At 57.2% G+C, this 23,724-nt stretch carries 25 protein-coding genes; 17 read left to right on the top strand and 8 right to left on the bottom strand.

Annotation, left to right across the window (positions count from 1 at the left end; genetic code table 11):
• Position 1: 1 nt before the first annotated feature.
• Positions 2 to 466 (bottom strand): (2Fe-2S)-binding protein, encoded by a 465-nt coding sequence (locus ACR3EH_RS16290; RefSeq protein WP_171676132.1) that lies wholly within the window; start codon positions 464 to 466, stop codon positions 2 to 4.
• A 137-nt stretch (positions 467 to 603) separates the two neighbouring features.
• On the opposite strand from ACR3EH_RS16290, the gene ACR3EH_RS16295 reads away from it, so the two are divergent.
• On the top strand, positions 604 to 1,227 hold the full coding sequence (locus ACR3EH_RS16295) for a TetR/AcrR family transcriptional regulator (RefSeq protein ID WP_171185952.1): 624 nt from the start codon (positions 604 to 606) through the stop codon (positions 1,225 to 1,227).
• Positions 1,228 to 1,370: 143 nt separating this feature from the next.
• Here the strand turns inward: ACR3EH_RS16295 and ACR3EH_RS16300 are convergent, their stop codons facing one another.
• Positions 1,371 to 2,249 (bottom strand): LysR family transcriptional regulator, encoded by an 879-nt coding sequence (locus tag ACR3EH_RS16300; protein WP_171185950.1) that lies wholly within the window; start codon positions 2,247 to 2,249, stop codon positions 1,371 to 1,373.
• A 111-nt stretch (positions 2,250 to 2,360) separates the two neighbouring features.
• On the opposite strand from ACR3EH_RS16300, the gene ACR3EH_RS16305 reads away from it, so the two are divergent.
• From ACR3EH_RS16305 to ACR3EH_RS16330, 6 genes are all read left to right on the top strand, one after another.
• Complete coding sequence (locus ACR3EH_RS16305) at positions 2,361 to 3,197, top strand: hypothetical protein (RefSeq protein WP_171090845.1); 837 nt, start codon at positions 2,361 to 2,363, stop codon at positions 3,195 to 3,197.
• Positions 3,198 to 3,202: 5 nt separating this feature from the next.
• Positions 3,203 to 3,958: a sulfotransferase-like domain-containing protein gene (locus ACR3EH_RS16310; protein WP_171185949.1), complete on the top strand. Its 756-nt coding sequence runs from the start codon at positions 3,203 to 3,205 to the stop codon at positions 3,956 to 3,958.
• Between the two features lie 390 nt (positions 3,959 to 4,348).
• Positions 4,349 to 5,344 (top strand): tRNA dihydrouridine(20/20a) synthase DusA, encoded by a 996-nt coding sequence (gene dusA, locus ACR3EH_RS16315; protein ID WP_256368441.1) that lies wholly within the window; start codon positions 4,349 to 4,351, stop codon positions 5,342 to 5,344.
• A 15-nt stretch (positions 5,345 to 5,359) separates the two neighbouring features.
• Positions 5,360 to 6,184 (top strand): sulfite exporter TauE/SafE family protein, encoded by an 825-nt coding sequence (locus ACR3EH_RS16320; protein WP_171185947.1) that lies wholly within the window; start codon positions 5,360 to 5,362, stop codon positions 6,182 to 6,184.
• Complete coding sequence (locus ACR3EH_RS16325; protein WP_171185945.1) at positions 6,181 to 6,963, top strand: hypothetical protein; 783 nt, start codon at positions 6,181 to 6,183, stop codon at positions 6,961 to 6,963. The genes ACR3EH_RS16320 and ACR3EH_RS16325 overlap by 4 nt, the downstream gene beginning before the upstream one ends.
• 36 nt (positions 6,964 to 6,999) lie before the next feature.
• Positions 7,000 to 7,728: a SpoIIAA family protein gene (locus tag ACR3EH_RS16330; RefSeq protein ID WP_171185943.1), complete on the top strand. Its 729-nt coding sequence runs from the start codon at positions 7,000 to 7,002 to the stop codon at positions 7,726 to 7,728.
• 571 nt (positions 7,729 to 8,299) lie between these two features.
• Here ACR3EH_RS16330 and ACR3EH_RS16335 read toward each other — a convergent pair.
• The 3 genes from ACR3EH_RS16335 to ccmI are packed head-to-tail and all read right to left on the bottom strand — an operon-like array spanning position 8,300 to position 10,233.
• Positions 8,300 to 8,533 carry a DUF1289 domain-containing protein gene (locus ACR3EH_RS16335; protein ID WP_171090831.1) on the bottom strand — a complete coding sequence of 78 codons (234 nt, stop codon included), beginning with the start codon at positions 8,531 to 8,533 and terminating at the stop codon, positions 8,300 to 8,302.
• 18 nt (positions 8,534 to 8,551) lie between these two features.
• The gene (gene ruvX, locus ACR3EH_RS16340) at positions 8,552 to 9,016 is read right to left on the bottom strand and encodes a Holliday junction resolvase RuvX (RefSeq protein WP_171090829.1); all 465 of its coding nucleotides are present in this window, start codon (positions 9,014 to 9,016) and stop codon (positions 8,552 to 8,554) included.
• A complete protein-coding gene (ccmI, locus tag ACR3EH_RS16345) occupies positions 9,013 to 10,233 on the bottom strand; it encodes a c-type cytochrome biogenesis protein CcmI (RefSeq protein WP_171676130.1) in 1,221 nt (406 codons plus the stop codon). Before ccmI ends, ruvX begins: the two co-directional genes overlap by 4 nt.
• A gap of 176 nt (positions 10,234 to 10,409) precedes the next feature.
• Here ccmI and ACR3EH_RS16350 point away from each other — a divergent pair, with 176 nt between their 5' ends.
• The 4 genes from ACR3EH_RS16350 to ACR3EH_RS16365 all read left to right on the top strand — a co-directional run bounded on the left by ACR3EH_RS16350 (position 10,410) and on the right by ACR3EH_RS16365 (position 15,701).
• A complete protein-coding gene (locus tag ACR3EH_RS16350; protein WP_171185939.1) occupies positions 10,410 to 11,654 on the top strand; it encodes a sarcosine oxidase subunit beta family protein in 1,245 nt (414 codons plus the stop codon).
• A gap of 76 nt (positions 11,655 to 11,730) precedes the next feature.
• A complete protein-coding gene (locus tag ACR3EH_RS16355; protein ID WP_171185937.1) occupies positions 11,731 to 12,063 on the top strand; it encodes a sarcosine oxidase subunit delta in 333 nt (110 codons plus the stop codon).
• Positions 12,064 to 12,127: 64 nt separating this feature from the next.
• Positions 12,128 to 15,142, top strand: a complete 3,015-nt coding sequence (locus ACR3EH_RS16360) for a sarcosine oxidase subunit alpha family protein (protein WP_171185935.1) — start codon at positions 12,128 to 12,130, stop codon at positions 15,140 to 15,142.
• Positions 15,135 to 15,701, top strand: a complete 567-nt coding sequence (locus ACR3EH_RS16365) for a sarcosine oxidase subunit gamma (RefSeq protein ID WP_171185934.1) — start codon at positions 15,135 to 15,137, stop codon at positions 15,699 to 15,701. Before ACR3EH_RS16360 ends, ACR3EH_RS16365 begins: the two co-directional genes overlap by 8 nt.
• A gap of 37 nt (positions 15,702 to 15,738) precedes the next feature.
• On the opposite strand, the gene ACR3EH_RS16370 is transcribed toward ACR3EH_RS16365, so the two are convergent.
• Together ACR3EH_RS16370 and ACR3EH_RS16375 are read right to left on the bottom strand one after the other, a co-directional pair.
• A complete protein-coding gene (locus tag ACR3EH_RS16370; protein ID WP_171185932.1) occupies positions 15,739 to 16,131 on the bottom strand; it encodes a hypothetical protein in 393 nt (130 codons plus the stop codon).
• Positions 16,132 to 16,237: 106 nt separating this feature from the next.
• Positions 16,238 to 16,996: an FkbM family methyltransferase gene (locus ACR3EH_RS16375; protein WP_171185930.1), complete on the bottom strand. Its 759-nt coding sequence runs from the start codon at positions 16,994 to 16,996 to the stop codon at positions 16,238 to 16,240.
• A 100-nt stretch (positions 16,997 to 17,096) separates the two neighbouring features.
• On the opposite strand from ACR3EH_RS16375, the gene ACR3EH_RS16380 reads away from it, so the two are divergent.
• The 3 genes from ACR3EH_RS16380 (at position 17,097) to ACR3EH_RS16390 (ending at position 19,260) form a co-directional block, all read left to right on the top strand.
• Positions 17,097 to 17,696: a superoxide dismutase gene (locus ACR3EH_RS16380; RefSeq protein WP_170704218.1), complete on the top strand. Its 600-nt coding sequence runs from the start codon at positions 17,097 to 17,099 to the stop codon at positions 17,694 to 17,696.
• A gap of 4 nt (positions 17,697 to 17,700) precedes the next feature.
• Positions 17,701 to 18,579 carry a metallophosphoesterase gene (locus ACR3EH_RS16385; protein ID WP_171185925.1) on the top strand — a complete coding sequence of 293 codons (879 nt, stop codon included), beginning with the start codon at positions 17,701 to 17,703 and terminating at the stop codon, positions 18,577 to 18,579.
• A 219-nt stretch (positions 18,580 to 18,798) separates the two neighbouring features.
• Entirely contained in the window at positions 18,799 to 19,260 is a 462-nt protein-coding gene (locus tag ACR3EH_RS16390) for a host attachment family protein (RefSeq protein ID WP_171090811.1), read from the top strand.
• Between the two features lie 42 nt (positions 19,261 to 19,302).
• Here ACR3EH_RS16390 and ACR3EH_RS16395 read toward each other — a convergent pair whose 3' ends face one another.
• Entirely contained in the window at positions 19,303 to 19,854 is a 552-nt protein-coding gene (locus ACR3EH_RS16395) for an LOG family protein (protein WP_171185923.1), read from the bottom strand.
• A 126-nt stretch (positions 19,855 to 19,980) separates the two neighbouring features.
• Between ACR3EH_RS16395 and ACR3EH_RS16400 the strand changes: the two genes are divergently transcribed.
• From ACR3EH_RS16400 to ACR3EH_RS16410, 3 genes are all read left to right on the top strand, one after another.
• Positions 19,981 to 21,369, top strand: coding sequence for a LysM peptidoglycan-binding domain-containing protein (locus tag ACR3EH_RS16400; RefSeq protein ID WP_171185920.1), 1,389 nt, complete (start codon positions 19,981 to 19,983; stop codon positions 21,367 to 21,369).
• 92 nt (positions 21,370 to 21,461) lie between these two features.
• Positions 21,462 to 23,252 carry an ABCB family ABC transporter ATP-binding protein/permease gene (locus ACR3EH_RS16405; protein WP_216601660.1) on the top strand — a complete coding sequence of 597 codons (1,791 nt, stop codon included), beginning with the start codon at positions 21,462 to 21,464 and terminating at the stop codon, positions 23,250 to 23,252.
• A 69-nt stretch (positions 23,253 to 23,321) separates the two neighbouring features.
• Positions 23,322 to 23,708: a DUF2147 domain-containing protein gene (locus tag ACR3EH_RS16410; protein WP_253746597.1), complete on the top strand. Its 387-nt coding sequence runs from the start codon at positions 23,322 to 23,324 to the stop codon at positions 23,706 to 23,708.
• Positions 23,709 to 23,724 lie beyond the last annotated feature (16 nt).

Genomic DNA, 23,724 nt, shown 5'->3' on the forward strand with positions numbered 1-23,724 from the left:
ATCAGGCCTCCAGGATTTCAGACGCGCGCTGAATACCGGCGCGGATGCGTTGATAGGTGGCGCAGCGGCACGCGTTGCCAGCCATGTAATCGTCGATCTCTTCCGCAGAGGGGTCGGGATTTTCCGAAAGCAGCCCCACCGCTGACATCACCTGACCCGATTGGCAATAGCCGCATTGAACCACATCCAGCTCGACCCATGCCTGTTGAACAGCAGCACCGATATTGTCGTCGCCAACCGCTTCGATTGTGGTTATTTCGGCGTCTTCGACGTCTTCGATGTAAGTCTGGCACGAGCGGACAGGCTCGCCATTCAAATGCACGGTGCACGCGCCGCACGACGCAACGCCACATCCGAATTTGGTTCCGGTCAGCTTCAACTCGTCCCGGATCACCCACAGCAAGGGCGTGCCGGGTTCGGCATCAACCTCATGGGTCTTGCCGTTTAGTTTCAAAGTTAAGGACATTGGGGCCTCTCCTGTTAGCGCTGGTTCCCAGAGTGGTAAACTGGCGGGTTTACTAGTGGCACAGATTTGCGCCCTTGTAAACTCTTGCGTTTACCTAGGGTTTGACCGCTCCCCGTCAATGGGTCTATAGCTCTGATATGAACGAATGCAGCACACCGAATGCGTCCAAGTACGCACAGATCATCGAAGCTGCTGTGGCCGAATTCCAGGAAAAGGGTTTTGCTGCGGCCAGTATGGATCGAATTTCAGCTCGGGCAGAAGTGTCCAAGCGTACGCTGTATAAGTATTTCGAAAGCAAGGACAATCTTTTTCGCTCTATCGTTGTTGAGCTGTCCAGCCGTTTTGCCGAAGTTCTGGAAATCCGGTATGAAAAAGGCCGCGATATTCGTGAGCAATTGACTGAACTGGCCTGGGCCGAGGGGCGGATTCTGATGCATCCCGACGTGATCGCCATGGCGCGGATGGTGGTCAGCGAAACTTTGCGCAACCCTGAACTTGCGGCGAAGGTTCAAGGGAAACTGGACAAGACCCAGACCTTTATTGCGATGTTGAAGGATGCGGCCGAGGACGGGCAGTTGCAGGTCGATGATCCCGAACGCGCGGGGATCGAGTTTGTCGGTCTGATAAAGGCGCGTGCTTTTTGGCCGCTGATGTTCACGGGTGGAACGCTTAGCGAATCGGAAATGGCGCAAACGATCGAAAACAGTGTCGAGATGATGATCAGCAGGTACGGCGTTTCTTTTGCCTCAAACCGTGATTGATCTGACGTATTTTTACGAGGGCAGGGGTTTCTGTCCACAAGTCTGTTTTCCGCCTCACACTGCCCATCTTGAGGGCTTGCGTTGCGATACGGTGCTTAAACCCAATTTGTTTGCCATAAAGTCATGTGCCAGCGGTGATTTTGCTAAAGGTTCTCCAGCAGTTTGAGGCATTTTCGAGCGATAGGGTTCTGTTGCCCGTAGCGGGTCAGCCTGGCATAAATAATCGTCTCTCTTGAATACCAGTCATCGGGCATTTCAACCAGATCACCACGGTCCAGATAGGCATCGACAAAGCTGCGCCACCCAAGGCCAAGCCCCTCACCGGAAGCAGCGGCTTCCAACAAATAGACATAGCTATCGAACTCTTCCGAAATCGGCCAATTGGCATAGTCGGGATGCGCGCTTTGCCAGTCGGACCAGTCCATCCAACCATAGTTTTCCTTTTGAAGCTTCAAAAGCGGTGGCGGTTCGCACTTGCCCCGCAATGCGTCTTTCGCTCTGGCAACATTTTCGGGCGTTCCAACGGGCTTAATTTCTTCCTTGCAAACAACGACATGTTCGTGCTCCGGCGGTGATGCAGAGTATTCAAAAACGATATCACCGCCTGTCTCAACAGCAGCCTGAACCAGATTGTACGCCGATGTCATAAAACGTAGCTCGACATTGCGACCCAACGCCTGCCGGAGTTTTCCGAAGCGTGGCATGAGCAACAGATGCGACACCGAATGCGAACACACCAGTGTGACCCGATTTTCGACGCGCTCAAGATCCCGAACCGCGTTTTGTAATGCGTCAAATCCCTGAACGACTCCGGCATAGAACAAGCTTCCTTTAGCCGTCAGGCAAATCGGTGTTCTGTCCCTGTGAAAAAGATCCGCCCCAAAACGAATTTCCAGATTGCGGATGTGACGGCTGATTGCAGGCTGAGAGGTATTAAGTTCTTCGGCTGCTCGCGCAAACCCCTGTAACCGCGCCACCGCCTCAAACGCAATCAGAGAACTTGTTGATGGCAGGTTATACATACGGGACGTCATATCAATTTCGATATGATTAGAGGCACAAAAAAGCAATAGGAAAATTAGGCGAAACAGGTCTAACTCTCGGCTAGAATTCTCCAATGGAAAAGAAGAGCGATGAACACCTACGTAAAGCCGCCCAAGTGGGAAAACCCCAAGGTTAAACTGTTCCCGCATCAGGTGGGCTTCACTTGCCCTCCGCATGACTTTGATGCAGCCCCGTCGGACTTCCTGCGCATGGCTCCGCGCAGTGTGGGCGTTCACGGGCGTATGCTTCACGTGCCGGACTACGCCCATCGCCTTGATCAGCGTAAAAAGAACTTTGGCCTGCTGGAAGAATACATGGAATGTATGGCCAACAACGGCGCTGACGTCTGCGGGCAGGTCGGTTCGAACTGGGTGCACGCCAGTGGTCTGGGTGTTGAGGGCATCCGCCAACATATCGAAATGCTGAGCGACAAGTACGAAACGCCGTTTCACATGTCTGGTTATTCGATGGTCGAGGCGCTGCGGGATCAGAATGTCGAAAAGGTTGCGCTCAACGCCTGCTATCACAGGGACACATGGTATCAAGGAACTGTAGGATTTCTGAAAGAAGCCGGGTTCGACGTGGTCTGGGCCGGCAACTTCTTTGATCAGGGTTGGTTCGACAGCCAAGAGGCGGTCGATGATTGCATTTGGTGTTTTGACGAAGAGCTGATTTACAAGTCCTTCGATTATACCGCCGACAAAGCCCCCAATGTGGATGCCTATCTGATCAACGGGATGAGCAATTACCGCCGTCCGTCTGACGGAATTGCGCAACGTCCGGTTCACTATGAGGTCGAGTTGGAAGAACGCCTCGGCAAGCCGGTCATCGGCCATGACACTGCGCTCTACTGGCGCATCTTCAAAACCCTGGGCCTGGCCCCGGAAACCCAGCAGGGCAGCCTGCTCTCCTCACTGAAAGACTGAAGCGAATGCACAAGATTGTAGCTCTTTGGGCGATACCCCGCTCTACCTCGACCGCGTTTGAATGGATGATGCGCCAGCGTGGCGATCTGGATTGCCTGCACGAACCTTTCGGCGAAGCCTGGTACCAAGGTGAAGACCCAATGTGGCCGCGCTACAAAGAGGGTGAGGTCACGACCCCCGGCCTCACTCTGGAAAGCGTGTGGGACGATATCAAAGCCCGTGCCGAAAAAGGCCCGGTCTTCATCAAAGACTTCCCGCATTATATCAACCACATGTGGGATCCTGAGTTTCTGTCGCATTTCATCCATGCGTTCCTGATCCGCGACCCGGCAAAGACGATTTCGTCCATGTACAACAAATGGCCGGATTTCGATGAGCTGGAGGTTGGCTTCCCCGAGCAGCGGGCGCTGTTCGACCTGCTGACGGCGCTGAACGACGGCAAGACCCCCCCGGTTGTTGACAGTGACGACTTGCTGGAAAACCCCCATGACATGACCAAGGCGTTCTGCGACTCCGTTGGCATTCCCTTCATCCCAGAGGCGCTAACCTGGGAAGCGGGCGGCGACCCGTCCGAGCACAGTTGGTGGGATGGCGGCTCGTTCCACGCCAATCTGGCGCAATCCACCGGCCTGACGCCGCAAAAACGTAAATATATCGAAGTGGCAGATGCTCCGGAACGTGTGCGTCGCGTCCATCGTCGGATGAAGCCCCACTACGATCACCTCTATAAGCATCGCATCCGGGTGTCGGAAACCGTTTGAAAGTCTTTGGAAAATGAACAAGCAAGTGAAAACTGAGGCGGCTCCGCGCCCTGCAAAAGTCATGCCCTATGGCCCGATCCCTGAGCTTTAGGTACTTGTGTGACAAAGGGATTGACCGGTATCATGTAACGGCGCTGCATTATCACGGTCTAGGATGTCCGGGGCCCACCGATGTCCGGACGGCATTGGCGAGAGTTGCAAAAACCGTGTCAGAAACAGGGTCAATCCTTGGGCCCGGTGCTTAGCAGCTATCCGTCTGCTGTTCGCGCCTTCTGGATGTGCTACACCCCAAGGACACTCGAATCGAGATCCTTGGACAATTTGCGGAAACACAGCAAAACCCAAGGGGCTTGTACACAAAGAAGTTCAAAGCTGTGTGGAGCTAGCGCTTTGAAAAATAAATCACAAAAAGCAGCGCGTTTAAGCGTGGCGCCCATGATGGATTGGACCGATCGACATTGTCGGTTTTTTCATCGTCTGCTTAGCGCCGAGACTTTGCTTTTTACCGAGATGGTGACGGCCCCGGCACTTGTGCGGGGAGGCGCGATGCATCTGCTGGAGTATTCCCAAGACGAACATCCCGTGGCTTTGCAATTGGGCGGGTCAGACCCGGAAGAGCTGGCGCAAGCGGCGCGGCTGGGGGCCGAGGCCGGGTACGATGAGATCAACCTCAATTGCGGTTGCCCGTCGGACCGGGTGCAATCGGGCACCTTTGGCGCGGTTCTGATGAAGGATCCGGGCCGCGTCGCCGATTGCGTGTCTGCAATGCGCGCAGCGGTGGACATAGACGTGACCGTCAAGTGCCGCATCGGGGTGGACGACCAAAACCCCGAGGAGGTTTTGCCTGCGTTTCTGGATCAGATCCGCAGCGCGGGCTGTCAAAGGGTGACTATCCACGCGCGCAAGGCCTGGTTGCAAGGGCTCAGCCCCAAAGAAAACCGGGACATTCCGCCTTTGGATTATGATTTGGTGCACCGGGTGAAGGCGGCGTTTCCCGACCTTCATATCTCAATAAACGGTGGCATCAATTCGTTGGACGAGGCGAAGGTTCATTTGGACGCAGGTCTGGACGGGGTGATGATCGGACGTGCCGCCTATCACCAACCAGGAGACATCCTGTCTGAGGCCGACCCGCGTATCTTTGGTGTTGGAGACGCGCGGGATCCGATTGCGATCGTTCAACAAATGGTGCCCTATGTCGATCAGCACCTTGCCAAAGGTGGACGCTTGCACCAGATCACGCGTCATATGCTCGGTCTTTTTGCCGGTCGCCCCGGCGCCCGCGCGTGGCGGCGTGCATTGTCCGAAGGGGCCGTTCACAAAGAGGCCGGGCCAAAAGTGATGTTGCAGGCGCTGAACCACGTTGCGCCGATGGCAGAGGCGTAACAAGCAGGGGGAACAATGCCCGAAACGATGTTGCTGGCCCAGATGTTGGGCCTTTTGCTTGTGATCGGGGCGCTTGCAGGCGTTCTGGCCGGGTTGCTGGGAGTCGGCGGAGGTATCGTCCTTGTCCCCGCGTTCTTTTATGCGTTCCAAACCCTTGGCTATGGCGGCCCGCAACTGATGCAGCTGTGTTTGGCGACGTCGCTTGCCACGATCATTGTGACATCGGTTCGCTCGGTTATGGCGCATAACAAAAAGGGAGCCGTGGATTGGGATATATTGCGTGGCTGGGGCCCGGGTATCGTCATCGGTGCGGTCATCGGTGTTCTGGTTGCCTCTGCCCTGCGGACCGAGGCCCTGCAGGCCCTGTTTGGCGTTCTGGGTATGGTGATTGGCGCGTATCTTGGGCTGGGCCGTTCTCAATGGCGGCTGGGCGATGTCATGCCGGGGGGGATCAAAAGGGCAATACTGTCGCCCATGGTAGGCTGTCTTTCGGTTCTGATGGGGATCGGGGGTGGCAGTTTTGGTGTTCCGCTGATGAGCCTTTATAACACCCCGATCCACCGTGCGGTCGCAACAGCGGCAGGCTTTGGTGTGATCATCGCGGTGCCGTCGGTCGTCGGCTTTCTGTTTCTTGAGATCGCGCCCGAACACCGCCCTCCGCTGACCATCGGGGCGGTCAATCTTGTGGCCTTTGCCGTTGTTGTTGCGATGACGATGATCACTGCACCCTGGGGTGTGAAACTGGCGCACGCGATGGATCCGAAACCCTTAAAACGGGTCTTCGCCGTGTTTCTGACGCTGGTGGCGCTGAACATGCTGCGGAAGGCAATTGGCCTATGAGTGATTTTTGGGCCAAGGGTTGGGTAAAGTTTGCCTATGACCCATCACTGGCCGAGTGGGTCAGCCATGCGTTGCCCGCAGCCCGTGCCTCGACTTCAGACCCGGCTCATGCGGAATGGTTAGACTGTGAAGGGACATGGTTCATCGGCGTAGATGCGCTGCCCAATGACACGCAGGGCAGGGTTGGTCAGTCTGCGCCTCTGGCTGGGCAGGCGGTGTCGTTTATTCGCGAACGTTATGGCGATTTACCCCTGCACAAAGGGCAGGTGTCGATCATTTATCCGGGCTACCCGCGCCCGCGTCGTGGTGAGAATGAGGCCGCGACCCGATATCGCCGGAACCGGGATGCGGCCCATGTGGATGGTTTGCGTCCGATGGGACCAGATCGTCGCCGACGCGTGGATGAGCCTCATGCGTGGATATTGGGCATTCCCCTGACCGAGGCCAGCCCAGATGCATCGCCTATGGTGTTGTGGGAAGGCAGCCACCACATTCTGGGCGCTGCGTTCAGGGATGCGCTGAATGGCACGTCAAACGAGACGCTGCACGAAGTTGATGTAACCGACATCTACCAGGCCGCGCGTCACGAGGTGTTCGAGACTTGTCCACGGATTGAATTGCCCGCCAAGCCCGGCGAAGCCTATCTGTTGCATCGCCATTGTTTGCACGGTGTTGCACCTTGGGCCGACGCGGCGACGGCAGGGCCAGATGGACGGATGATTGCCTATTTCCGCCCCGAATGCGCCGGGGGTGTAGCCGAATGGATCGAATCTGCCTAACCTCCTGTCACTATTTGGCTTTGGAGGTTTTGACGGATGATTACGGTCCATACGAATTCAGATGGCGCACTGATTGAAGTCGAATTGTCGGGGCAGGTTACTAGCGCCGACTACACCAACACTCTGGTCCCCGCGATTGAAGCCGCGCTGGCCGAGCATGACTCGGTGCGTCTGCTGGCCATCGTGCAGCCCGAGTTCAAAGGATATGATCTGGGTGCGGCCTGGTCTGACACGAAGCTGGGTCTAAGTCATTGGCGTGGCTTTGACCGGATCGCCGTAGTTGCCGATCAGGGATGGGTGCAGACCAGTATTCGACTGGCAGCCCCGATCTTGCCGTGCCCTGTGCAATTATTTGACCTGGCCGATCTGGAAGCAGCCCGCCGTTGGATGCGCGAGTCGCTGGGATCGATACACCTGACAGATCTGGGCGGGCCTTGTGTGCAGATCAGTCTGTTGGGCAAGCTGGACCCCGAGGAGTACAAGCAGGCAGAGCGTGATCTGGACGTATTGCTTCAGAATCGCGCCGGTTTTCGCCTGTTGATTGACCTGCGGGAATTTGACGGCTGGCAGGGGTTGTCTGCCCTGGCTGCGCATTTTCGGTTGGCCAGCCGCCATATCGGTCTGTTGGACCGGGCGGCCATTGTAGGGGACAAAAGCTGGCAGCATATGGCCCAGAAGGTTGCCAGTCATGTTCTGGGCACGCGCACTCAGTTCTTCTCGTCTGAAGAGTTCGACAACGCTAAAAACTGGCTGGCGACAGGTTAGTTTCTGGCGGGATTCAAAAGATGGCGGTCAACTTTTGACCGCTTTTTTTGCCCGCAAACTCCGTAGCGATTCGCAATCCACAGGCGGTTTTTCCGGGATCGCGCGGATTATTCGCCTTTTGCCACGTCGGCTGAGCCAAATTGTGACGTTAGGGAATTTTGCGTCATTTTAGGTTTTTATTGATCGACGCGTCAAAAAAGATCAGAACCCGCGTGTTTTCCCCCTAATTTTTTCGGGAAACACCTTTAGCCACGCCTTGTCGCTGCGGGTCACCACTCACGTAGAACAGTCACGTTCAAGAGCTTGAACCCTCGGAGCTCGAATTCGACCCGCAGCGACATTGTTTTTTAAAGCGGGAATTCTGAAATGGCACTTAAAGGTCTGATAGGAAGATTTCTTAACCGCAGCACGTCGGACAACCGGCGCGTGACACAAAAACGCGAAGCTGTTCGGCACGACAAGGCGACGCGATCAGAGATGACTGTTTTGTTCCGCAAGGAATTGCGCAAACCGATCCCGGTCAGGGGCGGGCACGCTCAAACCAAAGCGCGAAAAAAAGTGGGCTGATAGCTCAGGAGCCGTTCAGTCGGGCTGCTCGTCCGCCGCGCCGTTTGGCAAGCCGTGGTTTGCGCGAGGGCAGATCATCCATGATGTCGGCACGTTCAGAGCTGTCCATTTTGGACCAGCGCGTGATTTCGTCGATCGTGCGATAGCAGCCCGTGCAGATGCGTTCGGTCGGATGAACAACGCAGATCTGGACGCAAGGGCTTTCGACCTCATTCCGTTTCCACACCATATTCGTCATTGACGGTCTCCGACCTGGTTACAAAAAGCGCAGCCTGTCCAGCGCCCCTTGCAAGATATAACCGGCAGCAACGTGATCAATAACCTGTCCGCGACGTTTTCGTGTCGTATCCGCCTCAAGCAGTGCTTTTTCTGCCGCAACCGTGCTGAGCCGCTCGTCCCAGAAACCGATTGGCAGATCCGTCAAACGTGACAAGTTTCGCGCAAAAGCCCGCGTTGACTGGCAACGTGGGCCTTCGGACCCATCCATGTTTTTTGGCAATCCCAACAGTATGCCGCCGATCTCACGGTCGGTCACGATCTCAATCAGACGAGCGGAATCCAACGTGAATTTCTTGCGCCTAACAGTTTCCAACGGACTTGCCACGCCGCGCATCCGGTCAGAGACGGCAACACCGATTGTCTTTTCGCCAAGATCGAGACCCATCAATGCGGTCATCGGCGACAACGCCGCAGCGAACTCTTCAAAGACGTCATGGATCATTGGGCAATCCCGGCCTGCAACGCGGCTGCGTCAAGGATTTCAAGCGCTTCGGAATTCCCGGCAAAGACTTGCATGGCCTCTTTGTGAATGTCGATGGCCCGTTGGCCCTGTCCCAGAACGCCCAATGCTGCAATCAGGCGAGCCCACTCTTCGGGCGCGCCGCCTTCGGTTGCCAGTCGGTCAGACAGTTGGTTCACCATCCCCTGAATCATCTCTTGCCGTTCTTCAGGGGTCAATTCGGCGGCGGCATTCACGTCGTCCTGGCTTGGACCTGGCGCTGCACTCAGGTCGGGTGCATTGAAGACACCTGCACGGAAAGCAAGCTCATCCAGTTGCGCCCGAATGGCCCCGGCCCAGGGCGTGCCGCTTGGGGCGTCCTGCAAGGTTTGCACCCACATGCGATAGGCCAGATCGGGCCGTCCGACCTGCGCCAGCATTTGCCCCCAATAATACCGGGCGGGCCCGTGGCGTGGATTTCGGTTCAATGCCTCTGTCAGGGCTTGTTCCGCTTCGGGCGATACATAGCCGCCAGCCGCAAGGATCATCATTTCGGCAAGATCGGCATAGGCGTCCGCAGTTGCCGCATCACCGGACAGTTCGATTACCTTTTGCTGTGCGGTGTATCCTGCCTTGAAATTACCTGCATTTGTTTCGTGTTGTGCCAACAGCATCTGGCCCTGCAGATCATTTGGACGGTTGGCGACAGTATCTCGCAGTTGTTTCAGCAGCGCCGCATAGCTTTCGTCCAGCTGTGCAGGCTGGGGCGGAGTCGCCAGTTGCTCGGCGGCGTTTTGGGGTGGTCGGTTGGCCCGGACATCTTCGGCAAGCTCCAACCGAGCCGTCAGTGGCATGTCCGGCAAACCGACGGCACCGGTCCGATCATACAGCGCCATCGCTCCACCGATCAGGATCAGCGCGATCACCACCACCGACACGATGGACACAGCCCGCGACGGGCCAGACGCGGCACCGCCCTTTTTCAAATTCTCGTCCGCAGCCAGAATGCGACGAGAGATTTCGGTGCGAACCCGTTCGGCGTCTGCCTCGCCAATCACGCCGCGCGCAAGGTCTTTATCAACCCCCGCCAATTGTTCGCGGTATACCTCAAGGTCATATGCGGCTGCAGGCTTTTCCGCGCGGCGGTTGCGCAGCAAGGTAAAGCAAAGGAAAGCCGCAATCAGAAGCGCGACAATGAAAATCAGAACCCAGAACGTCATGGTCCCTCCGAAGATGCTGTCCTGACTTAGACCTACGCGCCGCCCGACAAAAGGGACAAATGGCCGCGAATGAACGACATGTCGCAATAGTGCGATATTGCGGCGTTGCACGGCACGGGTAAACTGCACCTACACGGCATATCTGCGCCCAATCACCGAACCGGATGGATTCGCACATGAAACATTATTCAGCCTTTGCTGTGGCGCGGGAAGCTCTGCGCTATCACACCGGATGGGAACGCGCCTGGCGTTCACCCGAACCCAAGAAGAAATATGACGTCATCATCATCGGTGCAGGCGGGCACGGTCTGGCGACCGCGTATTACCTTGGCAAGAACTACGGCATTCAGAATGTCGCAGTGATCGAAAAAGGCTGGCTGGGCGGCGGTAACACCGGTCGCAACACCACGATCATTCGGTCCAACTATCTGCAAGATCCGTCGGCGGCGCTGTATGAAAAGGCGCGGGGCCTCTACGAGGACCTGAGCCAGGACCTGAACTACAATATCATGTTCAGCCCGCGTGGCGTGATGATGCTGGCGCAGACACAGCACGAGATTCGCGGTTATCAACGCACGGCCCATGCCAACGCTTTGCAGGGCGTGAAAACTGAATGGATTACGCCCGAGCGCGTCAAGGAACTGGTGCCGATCATTAATCTGGACGGTCCGCGCTATCCGGTTCTGGGCGCGTTGTGGCAGGAACGCGGCGGCACCGCGCGTCACGATGCTGTGGCCTGGGGCTATGCCCGTGCCTGTTCTGCCATGGGGATGGACATCATTCAGCAATGTGAAGTCACCGGCGTCCGATCGGATAACGGCCGAGTGGTTGGCGTCGACACCACCAAAGGCGCCATCGATTGTGACAAGCTGGGCATCGTCGTTGCCGGCCATTCCGGTCAACTGGCCGAAATGGCGGGTTTCCGTTTGCCGCTTGAAGCGATTGCATTGCAGGCACTGGTGTCGGAACCGATCAAACCCTGCATGGATGTGGTTGTGATGGCGAACACCGTGCACGGCTATATGTCTCAGTCCGACAAGGGTGAGATGGTGATCGGTGGCGGCACCGACGGGTTCAACAACTACACACAACGCGGATCGTTCCATCACATCGAGGAAACCGTCCGCGCTTTGGTCGAGACCTTCCCCATGATCTCGCGCCTGAAAATGCTGCGTCAATGGGGTGGGATCGTGGATATGACCGGCGACCGGTCCCCGATTTTGTCCAAGACACCGCTAGGTGGCTGTTTCATCAACTGTGGTTGGGGGACAGGCGGCTTCAAGGCGATCCCGGGGTCCGGCTGGGGCATGGCACAGCTGATGGCCACCGGCCATTCGCCGCTAACCGAATCCTTTACTCTCGACCGCTTCAAAGAGGGCCGCTTCATCGACGAAAGCGTCGCTGCTGGGGTGGCGCACTAAAGCGTCTGCCCAGGGTTGCCAAACAACAGAATTCAGGTCGGCTTCCGCGCCGGCCAACCGCCAAAAGGATGACAACATGCTGATCCTGAACTGCCCATACTGCGGCGTCGATGCCGAAGAAACCGAACTGACAGCCGGTGGCGAAGCGCATCTGAAGCGCTATGGCCCCGGTTCGTCGGATGATGAATTCCACGACTACCTGTTTATGCGTGAAAACCCCAAAGGTGTTCACTTTGAACGCTGGCGCCATGCCAACGGCTGTGGCAAGTGGTTCCACACCGCGCGCTGCACACAAACGCTCGAAGTTTTCGGCACCTATCCGGCCCAGACCACCGAGCCGCCGCAAGAGATCAAGGACGCCATCACCGCCAAGCGCCCCGGATGGTCATGGAGAGAGTTCTCCGTATGATTCACGTTTTCAAAAATACTCCCGCCGGAGGCTCTGACGCCTCCACCTGCGAAAGGTCCGCACCATGAGCACCCGTCTCGCAAAACAGGGCCGGCTGATTGACCGGTCGAAAAAGGTCACATTTACGTTCAACGGCACTGCGATGCAGGGCTATGAAGGCGATACGCTCGCCTCGGCGCTGCTGGCCAATGATCAGATGATGATGGGCCGTTCCTTCAAGTACCACCGGCCGCGTGGCGTTGTCGCCAGCGGTGCGGAAGAGCCGAACGCTTTGGTTGGTCTGGGGCAGGGCAATCGTTTCGAACCGAACCAGCGCGCGACAACAACCGAGTTGTTCAACGGTCTGAACGCAATCTCTCAGAACCACTGGCCGAACCTCGAGTTCGACATCGGTGCAGTGAACACGGCGTTGGCGCGGTTCCTGCCCGCCGGTTTCTATTACAAGACGTTCATCCATCCGAAACCGTTCTGGAAACACGTCTACGAGCCCTTCATCCGCCAATCTGCCGGTCTGGGCAAAGCGCCTGACAAAGACAGCCGCGACGCGGACACCTATGAACACTTCTATGCCTTCACCGATGTTTTGGTGATCGGCGGTGGTATCGCCGGGCTGCAGGCCGCCAAAACGGCTGCGCAATCCGGTGCCAAGGTTCTGCTGATCGAGCAGACGGCGCATTGGGGTGGTCGCGCTCCGGTTGACGGTGGTACGGTGAATGGCGAGCCTGTGGATAAGTTCGTGGAACAATTAGTTTCCGAACTCGAAACAATGGGCAACGTTACCATGCGTGCGCGCTGCATGGGTGCGGGCGTCTATGACCACGGTTATGTACTGGGATATGAGCGTCTGACAGACCACACTCCGGGCATTCAAGGTCCGCGCCATCGGTTGTGGCGTATCCGCGCAAAGCAGGTTGTCACCGCCACCGGCGCAATTGAGCGTCCGTTGTCATTCGCGGGCAACGATGTGCCGGGCGTGATGCTGGCATCTGCGATGCGCGACTATGTTGTGAACTGGGGTGTAACACCCGGTGAGCGCGTAATTGTTGCCACCAACAACGACGACGCCTATCGCACCGCGATCTTGTTGAAACAGGCCGGTGTTGATGTTCTGCGCGTGGTTGACGCCCGTGCATCTGCTGGCCCTCTGGCGCAAGAGGCGCGGGACCTTGGTATCCGCGTTGATCCCGGCAAGGCCATCGCGAAGGTCAAAGGCGGTAAACGCGTCAAAAAGGTTGCCATCTGTAACCAAGAGGGTGTCGGCGGCGCGCGCGAAGAGATCGAAGCCGATGCGGTCGCCATGTCAGGCGGCTGGTCTCCGGTTGTGCATATGTGGTCACATTGCGGTGGCAAACTGATCTGGGACGAGGCGCACGCGCATTTCCGCCCCGATCCTGATCGCCCACCGTTGGGTGCTGATGGTGAAGGCTTTGTTCTTGCTACTGGCAGCTCGAATGGTCCGTTGGCTCTGGCAGATGTTCTGAAAGACGCAGACGCAGCAGGCAAAGCAGCGGGCAAGGCCGTTGGTCATACGCCCAAACGCACCAAAGCCCCGGTTGGTGAAACCACTGCCGAGGCACCGATGGAAGCTGTTTGGCTGATGCCTGCCAATGCTGAAATCCAGCTGCGCGCTAAATCGTGGCTCGACTTCCAGAACGACGTCAAAGTCTCGGACGTTCAGCTGGCGGCGCGCGAAGGGTATGAAAGCGTCGAGCACACCAAGCGTTACACCACGCTGGGCATGGCGACCGATCAGGGTAAGCTGAGCAATATCAACGGCTTGGCGATCCTTGCTGATGCACTTGAATCAGAGATTCCCAAAGTCGGCACCACCACCTTCCGTCCGCCCTATACGCCCATTTCGATGGGTGCGATCGGGGGCGAGGCGCGCGGTGAAGTGTTCCAACCGATCCGTCAGACTCCGATGCACAACTGGCATGACAAGAACGGTGCCGATTGGGAACCTGTCGGCCACTGGCGCCGGACATATGCCTATGTTCGTCCCGGTGAGTCCGTGCATGACGCAGTGAACCGCGAGGTGAAGAACACCCGCGAAAACCTCGGATTGCTGGACGCATCGACACTGGGAAAACTGATCGTCAAAGGGCCTGATGCAGGCAAGTTCCTCGACATGATGTACACCAACATGATGTCCACGCTGAAGGTCGGCAAATGCCGCTATGGCCTGATGTGTTCGGAAAACGGCTTCCTGATCGACGACGGCGTTGTCGCCCGGATCGACGATGACACCTGGCTGTGCCACACCACCACCGGCGGGGCCGAGCGCATCCATGGTCACATGGAAGAATGGCTGCAGACCGAATGGTGGGATTGGAAAGTCTACGTCGCCAATGTGACCGAGCAATATGCGCAAGTCGCCGTGGTCGGACCGAACGCGCGCAAGGTGCTTGAGAAGCTGGGCGGCATGGATGTCAGCAAAGAGGCGCTGCCATTCATGGAATGGCGCGATGGCAAGATCGGTGACTTCGATTGCCGTGCCTATCGCATCTCGTTCTCGGGTGAGCTGTCCTATGAGATCGCTGTTCCCGCATCTCAAGGTCAGGCGTTCTGGGATGCCTTGATGGCGGCAGGTAAAGAGTTCGGAGTGATGCCGTACGGCACCGAATGTCTGCACATCCTGCGGGCCGAAAAGGGCTTTATCATGATCGGCGACGAGACCGACGGCACCGTGATCCCGCAGGATCTGGGGCTGCACTGGGCGTTGTCGAAAAAGAAAGAAGACTACTTGGGCAAACGCGCCCATTCGCGCAGCCATATGACCGATCCAGAGCGCTGGAAACTGGTCGGTCTTGAGACTGTGGATGGTTCTGTCATTCCCGACGGTGCTTATGCGGTGGGCGAAGGCGTCAACGCCAACGGTCAGCGCAACATGATCGGGCGCGTGACCTCGACCTATTACTCGGCCAATCTGGGCAAAGGCATCGCCATGGGCTTGATCAAGCACGGCCCGGATCGCATGGGTGAGATTGTCGAGTTCCCGGGCACCGACGGTAAAACCTACAAAGCCAAGATCGTGGACCCGATCTTCTTCGACAAGGACGGGGAGAAGCAGAATGTCTGAACCCATCAGCGCACTGAACCACGCCAGTTATGACGGGATCGCCAAGATCGCGGAATGTGGCCTGCAAGGCATGATCACCCTGCGCGGTGATCTGTCCGACAAGGTTCTGGCCAAAGCCGTCAAGGATGCAACCGGGCAGAAAGTGCCGGGTCAGCGCGAGGCTTTGGTCAAGGGCGACACCGGCGTGGCTTGGATGTCTACCGATGAATTGCTGGTGCTGGTGCCTTACGCCGAGGCCGAGGCCAAATTGGCCGCAATGACCAACGCGCTCAGCGGCACGCATGCTCTGGCGGTCAACGTCTCGGATGCGCGTGCGGTATTCAGCATCACGGGTGCCAGCGCGCGTGAAGTATTGGGCAAGCTGGCCCCGGTTGAGCTGTCGGCAGAAGCCTTCCAACCCGGCCAAATCCGTCGCTCGCGTCTGGCGCAGGTGGCTGGCGCATTCTGGATGGACGACGATCAGACCTTCCGCGTTGTGTGCTTCCGCTCCGCTGCGGACTACGTCTTTAAATTGCTGAAGGTTGCCGCGCAGCCGGGCAGTGAGGTTGGCGTTTATTGATAGAAAGTTAAAAGCCCCGGATCATACGGGGCTTTTCTCAGCTTTGGACACTACAAGTGCCAACACCGTATGGTTTGTTCGCAAAGTTACCATGCAAAAAGGCCATGCGCACAGTAACGGACTTATCGGAAGGTTCGAGGTTGGCCTGATAGCGAACACGAACGTTTCCGCCTGCGGCCATGGTTTGATCTAAGTTCCAGACAACACGATAACCTTTCGCGCCTCGATCTTTAAATTGTGCCGCTTCCCATTCCTGGTAAGAGCTGGCTGCCTGTGCCGACGCTTGGGCTGTATCAATCTTGAACCCGTACTCTGGCGCGATCCAGCCGTGGGCGTCCTGTTTTGTCATCTTACATACATAAGTAACGGTTTCGGCCGCTGCGGTTTGTGCAAATGCAAGCGCGGCAATCGTCAATAAAAATCTTTTCATTTCATCCAGTTATTTTTGGTTTCGGATGAGTGCAAACAATCCAGCACACCCAGAAGATGCAAGATCAATTCGTTGAAGTTTTTAGAATACCGGCCCCGGTGTTCCTTTATTGCAAGAGGATTGTGCGGTACCGGTTTAACCCCTCTGGCTTCAAAATCTCCGCCGGTTTCAGCGGTTGCATCTTGTCATCCGAGAGAGAGGGGTAGAAATCCAACGCCTCCAACAACCCAGCCACCCGGTCATGTCGTTCAGCCTCGGGCAGCAAAGGAGCGTGCAGCGACAAAAACAGGGCAGGGCGATGTTCTTTGAGCCACGGTGCGAGGGTTGGTAAGACAAAGAACTCTGCCCCCTCAATATCCATCTTAACCAACGACACGCCGGACAGATCATTTACGGCCGCGAACTGGTCCCACGCGATGGTCAATGCATCAGACCCATGCGCCCCGTCGTGCAGAAGCGAACTTGTGGAATCCCCCGGCTCGCCCCGAACCGAGGCCATACGCGCCACGCCAAACTGGTCCGACAGGGCGACGCCAAACGCCGAGACGTTTTGAACGTCATTCAGATCCAGATTCCAGGCCAGATGCCGGTACGCGGTGGGGTCGGGTTCGAAGCACCACACATGCCGTGCGTTTCGTGCGCCGTACAGGACTGTGGGACCGATCCAAGCCCCGATGTCCAGATAGTCGCTGTCGGGCGACAGGAACCGGTCCAGCACCGCAAAGGTTTCTGGTTCCCAATGGCCCGCAGACGCCTTGCGCCAGAATTTGGAATGATACGGGTCCAGGTGAAAGGGCTCTCCGTTCAGGGTACCTGCATAGTATCCGCGGGCGCGGTAAAACATCTTGCGCGCCTGTGTCAGCATCGCGGACCTCCGGGTTTTATTGTCTCGCCCCTTGACCTGCGGCGGCTGCCACAGCATTTAACCGATGGGAACCGCAACTTTAATTTAACAGGGGGCCGACATGGCTTTTGAACTTCCTGATCTTCCTTATGCACATGACGCGCTGGCAGCCAAGGGTATGTCCGCGGAAACGTTGGAATATCACCACGACCTGCACCACAAAGCCTATGTCGACAACGGCAACAAGCTGATCGCCGGCACCGAATGGGACGGCAAGTCGCTGGAAGAGATCATCGTTGGCACCTATGACGCAAACGCAGTGGCGCAAAACGGTATCTTCAACAACATCAGCCAGCTTTGGAACCACAACCAGTTCTGGGAAATGATGGGCCCTGGCGACAACGCGATGCCCGGTGAACTGGAAAAAGCGCTGACCGAAAGCTTTGGCTCGGTTGACGAATTCAAATCGCAGTTCAGCGCGGCCGGTGCCGGTCAGTTCGGTTCGGGCTGGGCGTGGCTGGTCAAGAACGCGGACGGTTCGCTGGCCGTGACCAAAACCGAGAATGGCGTGAACCCGCTGTGCTTTGGCCAAACCGCACTGCTGGGCTGTGACGTGTGGGAGCACTCGTACTACATCGACTTCCGCAACAAGCGCCCGGCATACCTGTCGAACTTCCTCGACAATCTGGTGAACTGGGAAAACGTCGCATCGCGGATGTAATGAATTGAACCGACGTCGGTTTATAAAGGGCCTGCTGGCGGTGACGCTTGCAGGTCTCATCACGTCAGCCTACGGGTTTTTCATTGAACCCGCAGTGCGGCTGCGCGTGCGTAAATGGCGCGTGCGTCGGGACGATTGGACGGCGCCACCGCTCAGGATCGCGGTGCTGTCGGATTTGCACGTGGGTGAGCCCTATGTTGGTCTGGATCGCATAAGGCAGGTTGTGCGCCGTACAAACGCATTGGCACCCGATGTTGTCCTGCTGCTGGGCGATTTCTTCGCAAGCCACAAAGGGGTCTCTGAAACCGTCGAGATGCAGGATCTGGCACCTGTATTGGCGGGGCTAGAGGCAAAGAACGGTGTCTTTACCGTGCTGGGCAATCACGACTGGTGGGATGACAAGCCAGCACAGCGTCGTGGGGCGGGGCCCAATCGCTATACCGAGACTCTGCAACAGAACGGCATTTCGGTTTTGTCTAACACCGCCGTGAAACTCGAAGCCCCCGGCATCTGGCTGGCAGGGCTTGAGGATCAACTGGCGATCTGGCGAAACGGTAAACCGAAGGGGCTGGACGATCTGGAAGGAACTTTGGCGCAGATCACCGACGATGCTCCGGTTGTAATGATGGCACATGAGCCGGATGTTTTCCCTAAGGTGCCAGACCGGGTGGCCCTGACCCTTTCGGGGCATACGCATGGCGGCCAAGTGCGCCTGTTTGGGTGGTCGCCCGTGGTGCCGTCGAAGTTTGGCAACCGGTTCGCTTATGGCCATGTGCGCGAAGGTGCGCGTGATCTGGTGGTGTCGGGGGGGATCGGATGTTCCATCCTGCCGGTGCGTTTCGGCGTGACGCCCGAAATCACCGTCGTAGAGATGTCGGCCTAAAGGAATGATGAGCCGCCGGTGAAATCCCGCCGACGGGCTTCTTTTCGGCACAACCGCATCTTGTTTGCCGTTCTGCAATGCACATCTTTGTAGGGCGGAGGGAGAGAACCGCACACCAATTTAAACAACGACCGGGCTGCGCACCGCTGGTGCGTCAACCAAACCGTATGTCCGGCAGGTCGAGGGATACCCAGAGAACAACCTTAACAGGAGATCGCAATGGTCGCACTTACACAGGGAACTTGGGTTATTGTTGCAGATGGAGAGAAAGCGCTGGTGATGGAGAATATCACCGATGCTGACGATCCCAATCTTGTCGTCGTCGCTGTCGAGGAACAGGACAACCCAGCCTCAAAGCCGACTGACCGCGCCGGTCGCCGGAACGATGGCGGGCCAAAGCAGAAATCGGCCCTTGAGGATCCAACGTGGAAGACCCATGCAAAGTCCCTGTTTGTGCAGGATCTGGCGAATTTGTTAAATCGCAAAGGGCTGAAAGGCGCTTATGACCGGTTGGTACTTGTGGCCAGCCCTCATGTTCTGGGTCTGCTGCGCCGCCGTTTGCACAGCGAAGTGCTGGGCAAGGTCGTGGCCGAGGTCAACAAGACCCTGACCAATCACCCCTTGCACAAGGTCGAGCAGGTTGTGCGCCACAGCCTGCAACCCAAGGCCCGACTGGCCTGATCAACAAGTCGGGCGGTTTTGCCGCCCGCACCGTTTCTGGTGTCAGTTTAGCTTGTTCCGCAAGGCGGCCATGGCCACGTCGGCATCTTCTACCCATGTGATGAAATCTGCCAGCGACCCGTCGGCAAAGCCTTGTCCGATCACCTGACCCAGCAGCGTCTGCAGCGCATCCCAATAGCCATTCACGTTCACCACGACGATGGGCTTGTCGTGCAGTCCCAACTGACGCCAAGTGAGGGCTTCGAACAATTCATCCAATGAGCCCGGCCCTCCGGGCAGAACGACCACCGCGTCGGCGTTCATGATCATGACCTTCTTGCGCTCGTGCATCGTCTCGGTGATCACGAAATGGGTCAGATCGGTCTTTCCGACCTCACGCTGAACTAAATGCACCGGAATGACGCCAAAGGTTTCACCACCGGCATTTTGCGCGGCACGGGCCACTTCGCCCATCAATCCCACATCCCCGGCGCCATAAACCAGCCGCCAGCCTTCCTGCGCCAGCAGCGTGCCGAAGTGCTTAGCAGTTTCAGAATAAGACTTCTCGGCACCATTGCGTGACCCGCAATACACACACACTGATTTCTGAGACATGAAAGAAGGGCTCCGGGTTGTGTCAGAGGTTTTGACCCGTGATAGCGGGATTGATAGATTGCCTCAACTGTCCGCCGGAAAGCTTTTGAACGAAAAGCTTTTGTAGGGCGGAGTGAAAGGAAAAGAATGAACGCCAATTCGGGAAACGAAAGCTCGGGCAATTTCATCTGGGGGGTGATTGCAGGGCTTGTTGCAGTATTGGGTGCAGGTGGCTTGTACCTGTCGGGCGTCTTCACCAACGCACCGGAACCTGACGCAAACACACCGCAGGAAACTGCTTCCGTTCCAGCAATCTCAGAGCCAGCAGATGAGGCCCCGAAAGCAGCAAAAGAGGCGGATGAAGTTACTGTCGCAGAGCCGTCCAATCCGGATACTGCGTCGTCAGAAGAAACACCCGCACCTGCTGAAGACCTGGCGGAGCAAGCGGAAGAACCTGCTGAAACGGAAGCCGCCGAAGTTGCAGAGGAAGTGGCTGCGCCTGCGCCTGCGCCCGTCGCGCCTCCCGTCCTGGATCAGATTTTTGTAGAAACTGACGGCACCGCGCTTCTTTCGGGTGACGCAGAACCCGGCAGTCAGATAGAAGTTCTGCTGAACGGCGAAGTCGCACATTCTTTTACCGTGGATGGCAGCGGTCAGTTTGCTGAATTTGTGACGATCCCCTTCAGCGACACCGCGCAGGGACTTGTGTTGCAAAGCACGGACGGGGCGCAAGCAACGCGATCCGACGACTATCTGATTGCCGCCTTGCCCAAGCCAATCAAAGAAGAACCTGTTGCCGAGACGACGCCCGAAGCCCAGCAGAGCGCATCTGAGGACGCGCAGGAGCAGGTGGCCACAGTCGACGAGACCCAGCCCGATGCTGACGCTGCGGCAGACGTCTCGGAACCTGAAACGTCAGAGCCCGGGGCTGCGACAGTTGAAACTGCTGAACTGACCGATGAAGCCCCACAGCAGGATCAGCAGGTCGCCGTGCTGCGATCTGGCGAAGAGGGCGTTGAGCTGGTGCAGCCCCCGGTCGTGCGGGATACCCCACCCGAGCAGGTCGCACTGGACACGATCGGATATTCCGAAACGGGCGATGTGCAGCTGACAGGGCGCGTTCAGGATGGGACCGCCATTCGGTTGTACCTGAACAATCGTCTGGTCGCGGACCTTGCCCCGGAACAAGATGGATCCTGGCGCAGCGATCTGGAGGGAATTGACCCAGGCGTCTACACGCTCCGGGTAGATGCGGTAAACACGGACGGGACGGTCCTTAGCCGGGTCGAAACTCCGTTCAAACGCGAACCACTTGACGTTCTTCAGGCCGCAACGGGCACGGCTCAGGCAGATACGCCTCAAGCGACCCCTGCAATCCGGTCTGTCACGGTGCAGCAGGGCGACACGCTATGGGCCATCTCACGTGATCGATTTGGCGACGGGGTCTTATATGTGCGGCTGTTCGAAGCCAATCGTGACTTGATCCGCGATCCGGATCTGATCTATCCCGGGCAAATCTTTACAATCCCGGAATAATCAGCCCTTCTGGCCTTTTATGGGCAGAGGTCTAACTCTGACCGCAGACAAGGCACGTGATGAGACGCACATCTCCTAGGACTTCAGATGACATGGTGTCGGATGACGAACGCAGCTCGGGCTGGCGGACGATCCGCAAGGTTGCCCCCTATCTCTGGCCCGACGACGAGCCGTGGGTAAAGCGTCGCGTCGTCATAGCCATGGGTATGCTTGTTCTGGCCAAGCTGATCGCGGTTTATACGCCCATTCTGTACAAAGGCGCTGTTGACGCGCTGGCGGGCGAGGGTGTGCCGCCATTGGCGCTGGGCGCAGTTGGATTGACAGTGGCGTACGGCGTGGCGCGAATGATGACGGTGGGCTTTCAGCAATTGCGGGATGCCGCCTTTGCCCCCGTCGGACAACGCGCCTTAAGGGCGCTGGCGCTTGAGACGTTTCAACACATCCACAACCTATCGATGCGCTATCACGTGACGCGTCGCACTGGCGGGCTGAGCCGTATCATCGAACGGGGCGTCAAAGGGGTTGAGTTCCTGCTGCGGTTCCTGCTGTTCTCGATCGGGCCGCTTATTCTGGAGCTGCTGCTGGTCGCCATCATCCTGATGTGGCTGTTCAATGTCTGGTACCTGGTTGTCGTTGCCGTCACCATTGGTCTGTACATCTGGTTTACTTTTGCCGTGACCGAATGGCGCGTGAAGCTGCGGCGTGAGATGAACGATCAGGACACCGAGGCCAACCAGCGCGCCATCGACAGCTTGCTAAACTTTGAAACCGTCAAGTATTTCAACGCCGAAACCCGCGAGGCTGAACGGTACGACGTGTCGATGAAGGCCTATGCAGCGGCTGCGCTGAAGACGGCCTATTCATTGGCATTTCTGAACTTCGGACAATCCTTCCTGATCACCTGCGGCCTGATTGGTGTGATGGTTCTGGCCGCAATCGGGGTACAAAACGGCAACCTAACTGTGGGCGATTTTGTCATGGTCAACGCCTACATGATCCAGATTACCGTGCCGCTGAACTTTCTTGGTACGGTCTATCGGGAAATCCGGCAATCCTTGGTCGATATGGGGCAAATGTTCGACCTGCTTGAACAACCCGCCGAAGTCACAGACAAGGCCTGCGCGCCGAATCTGAAGGTAAACGGCGGCGAAGTCACGCTTGAGGACGTGCATTTTGGCTATGATCCCGAGCGTGAAATCCTCAAGGGCGTGTCCCTGACTGTCCCGGCTGGGAAAACCGTGGCCATTGTGGGGGCGACAGGGTCGGGTAAATCGACCATCGGGCGGCTCTTGTTCCGGTTCTACGACGTGACCAAAGGGGCGCTGAAGATCGATGGTCAGGACATTCGCGACGTGACCCAGACCAGCCTGCATGCCGCCATCGGTGTCGTCCCGCAAGACACGGTGCTGTTTAATGACACGATCCGCTACAACATTGCCTATGGCCGCGACGGTGCCACCATGGACGAGGTCGAAGCAGCGGCCAAGGCGGCGCAGATTCACGATTTTATTGCCTCATTGCCCGAAGGGTATGACACCAAGGTAGGCGAGCGTGGCCTGAAGCTTTCCGGTGGCGAAAAGCAACGTGTCGGAATAGCACGCACCTTGCTGAAGAACCCACCGATCCTGCTGTTGGACGAGGCGACCTCGGCGCTGGATACGGATACTGAGCAGGACATCAAAGATGCCCTGGCCCGAGCAGGTGAGGGGCGGACGGTGATCACCATCGCGCATCGTCTGAGCACCATCGCCGAGGCCGATCAGATTGTGGTTCTGGAGGCCGGAGAGATCATCGAACAGGGTTCGCATGATCAACTTCTGGCAAGGTCGGGTCGGTACGCTCAACTTTGGAACCGCCAGCAATCGGACGGTGAAGCGGCCTGAGGCTCTTTGAACATCGCGATATTTGATAGGCTGCGATGAGTGAAAAAGGTGGCTTCAATGATTGCCAGAATGAAAAAACGGCTGCTGCCGATTTTGATTGCGGTTTGTCTTCCTGTTGCCGTCGCAGCGGATCCCATCGTTGGGGTCTGGAAAACCGAGCCGGATCGAAAGAACCTGACCTCACACATCAAAATCTCGGCTTGTGGAGATAAATTCTGCGGCCAGATCCTTTCGGCCTATGACGCCTCGGGCAAAGAAGTCCAAACGCCAAACATTGGTAAAAAGCTGTTCTGGGATGTTGCCAGCGAAGGCAGTGGAAAATATGGCGGCGGAGAATTCTGGGTTCCGCTGATCAACGTAGACGCCGTGCCGCAAATGACATTGCAGGGTGACACGTTGTTGGTCAAAGGGTGCGAGCATGAGATTTGCGCGCATCAGACGTGGTCTCGTTTGTGATATCGGTCAAATGAAA

This window comes from Ruegeria sp. BG7, from assembly GCF_056535685.1.

Bases quoted from the DNA above. Each gene is read 5' to 3' on its own strand.
- ACR3EH_RS16290 (WP_171676132.1), bottom strand. From the start codon at position 466: ATGTCCTTAACTTTGAAACTAAACGGCAAGACCCATGAGGTTGATGCC.
- ACR3EH_RS16295 (WP_171185952.1), top strand. From the start codon at position 604: ATGAACGAATGCAGCACACCGAATGCGTCCAAGTACGCACAGATCATC.
- ACR3EH_RS16300 (WP_171185950.1), bottom strand. From the start codon at position 2,249: ATGTATAACCTGCCATCAACAAGTTCTCTGATTGCGTTTGAGGCGGTG.
- ACR3EH_RS16305 (WP_171090845.1), top strand. From the start codon at position 2,361: ATGAACACCTACGTAAAGCCGCCCAAGTGGGAAAACCCCAAGGTTAAA.
- ACR3EH_RS16310 (WP_171185949.1), top strand. From the start codon at position 3,203: ATGCACAAGATTGTAGCTCTTTGGGCGATACCCCGCTCTACCTCGACC.
- ACR3EH_RS16320 (WP_171185947.1), top strand. From the start codon at position 5,360: ATGCCCGAAACGATGTTGCTGGCCCAGATGTTGGGCCTTTTGCTTGTG.
- ACR3EH_RS16325 (WP_171185945.1), top strand. From the start codon at position 6,181: ATGAGTGATTTTTGGGCCAAGGGTTGGGTAAAGTTTGCCTATGACCCA.
- ACR3EH_RS16330 (WP_171185943.1), top strand. From the start codon at position 7,000: ATGATTACGGTCCATACGAATTCAGATGGCGCACTGATTGAAGTCGAA.
- ACR3EH_RS16335 (WP_171090831.1), bottom strand. From the start codon at position 8,533: ATGACGAATATGGTGTGGAAACGGAATGAGGTCGAAAGCCCTTGCGTC.
- ruvX (WP_171090829.1), bottom strand. From the start codon at position 9,016: ATGATCCATGACGTCTTTGAAGAGTTCGCTGCGGCGTTGTCGCCGATG.
- ccmI (WP_171676130.1), bottom strand. From the start codon at position 10,233: ATGACGTTCTGGGTTCTGATTTTCATTGTCGCGCTTCTGATTGCGGCT.
- ACR3EH_RS16350 (WP_171185939.1), top strand. From the start codon at position 10,410: ATGAAACATTATTCAGCCTTTGCTGTGGCGCGGGAAGCTCTGCGCTAT.
- ACR3EH_RS16355 (WP_171185937.1), top strand. From the start codon at position 11,731: ATGCTGATCCTGAACTGCCCATACTGCGGCGTCGATGCCGAAGAAACC.
- ACR3EH_RS16360 (WP_171185935.1), top strand. From the start codon at position 12,128: ATGAGCACCCGTCTCGCAAAACAGGGCCGGCTGATTGACCGGTCGAAA.
- ACR3EH_RS16365 (WP_171185934.1), top strand. From the start codon at position 15,135: ATGTCTGAACCCATCAGCGCACTGAACCACGCCAGTTATGACGGGATC.
- ACR3EH_RS16370 (WP_171185932.1), bottom strand. From the start codon at position 16,131: ATGAAAAGATTTTTATTGACGATTGCCGCGCTTGCATTTGCACAAACC.
- ACR3EH_RS16375 (WP_171185930.1), bottom strand. From the start codon at position 16,996: ATGCTGACACAGGCGCGCAAGATGTTTTACCGCGCCCGCGGATACTAT.
- ACR3EH_RS16380 (WP_170704218.1), top strand. From the start codon at position 17,097: ATGGCTTTTGAACTTCCTGATCTTCCTTATGCACATGACGCGCTGGCA.
- ACR3EH_RS16390 (WP_171090811.1), top strand. From the start codon at position 18,799: ATGGTCGCACTTACACAGGGAACTTGGGTTATTGTTGCAGATGGAGAG.
- ACR3EH_RS16395 (WP_171185923.1), bottom strand. From the start codon at position 19,854: ATGTCTCAGAAATCAGTGTGTGTGTATTGCGGGTCACGCAATGGTGCC.
- ACR3EH_RS16400 (WP_171185920.1), top strand. From the start codon at position 19,981: ATGAACGCCAATTCGGGAAACGAAAGCTCGGGCAATTTCATCTGGGGG.
- ACR3EH_RS16405 (WP_216601660.1), top strand. From the start codon at position 21,462: ATGGTGTCGGATGACGAACGCAGCTCGGGCTGGCGGACGATCCGCAAG.
- ACR3EH_RS16410 (WP_253746597.1), top strand. From the start codon at position 23,322: ATGAAAAAACGGCTGCTGCCGATTTTGATTGCGGTTTGTCTTCCTGTT.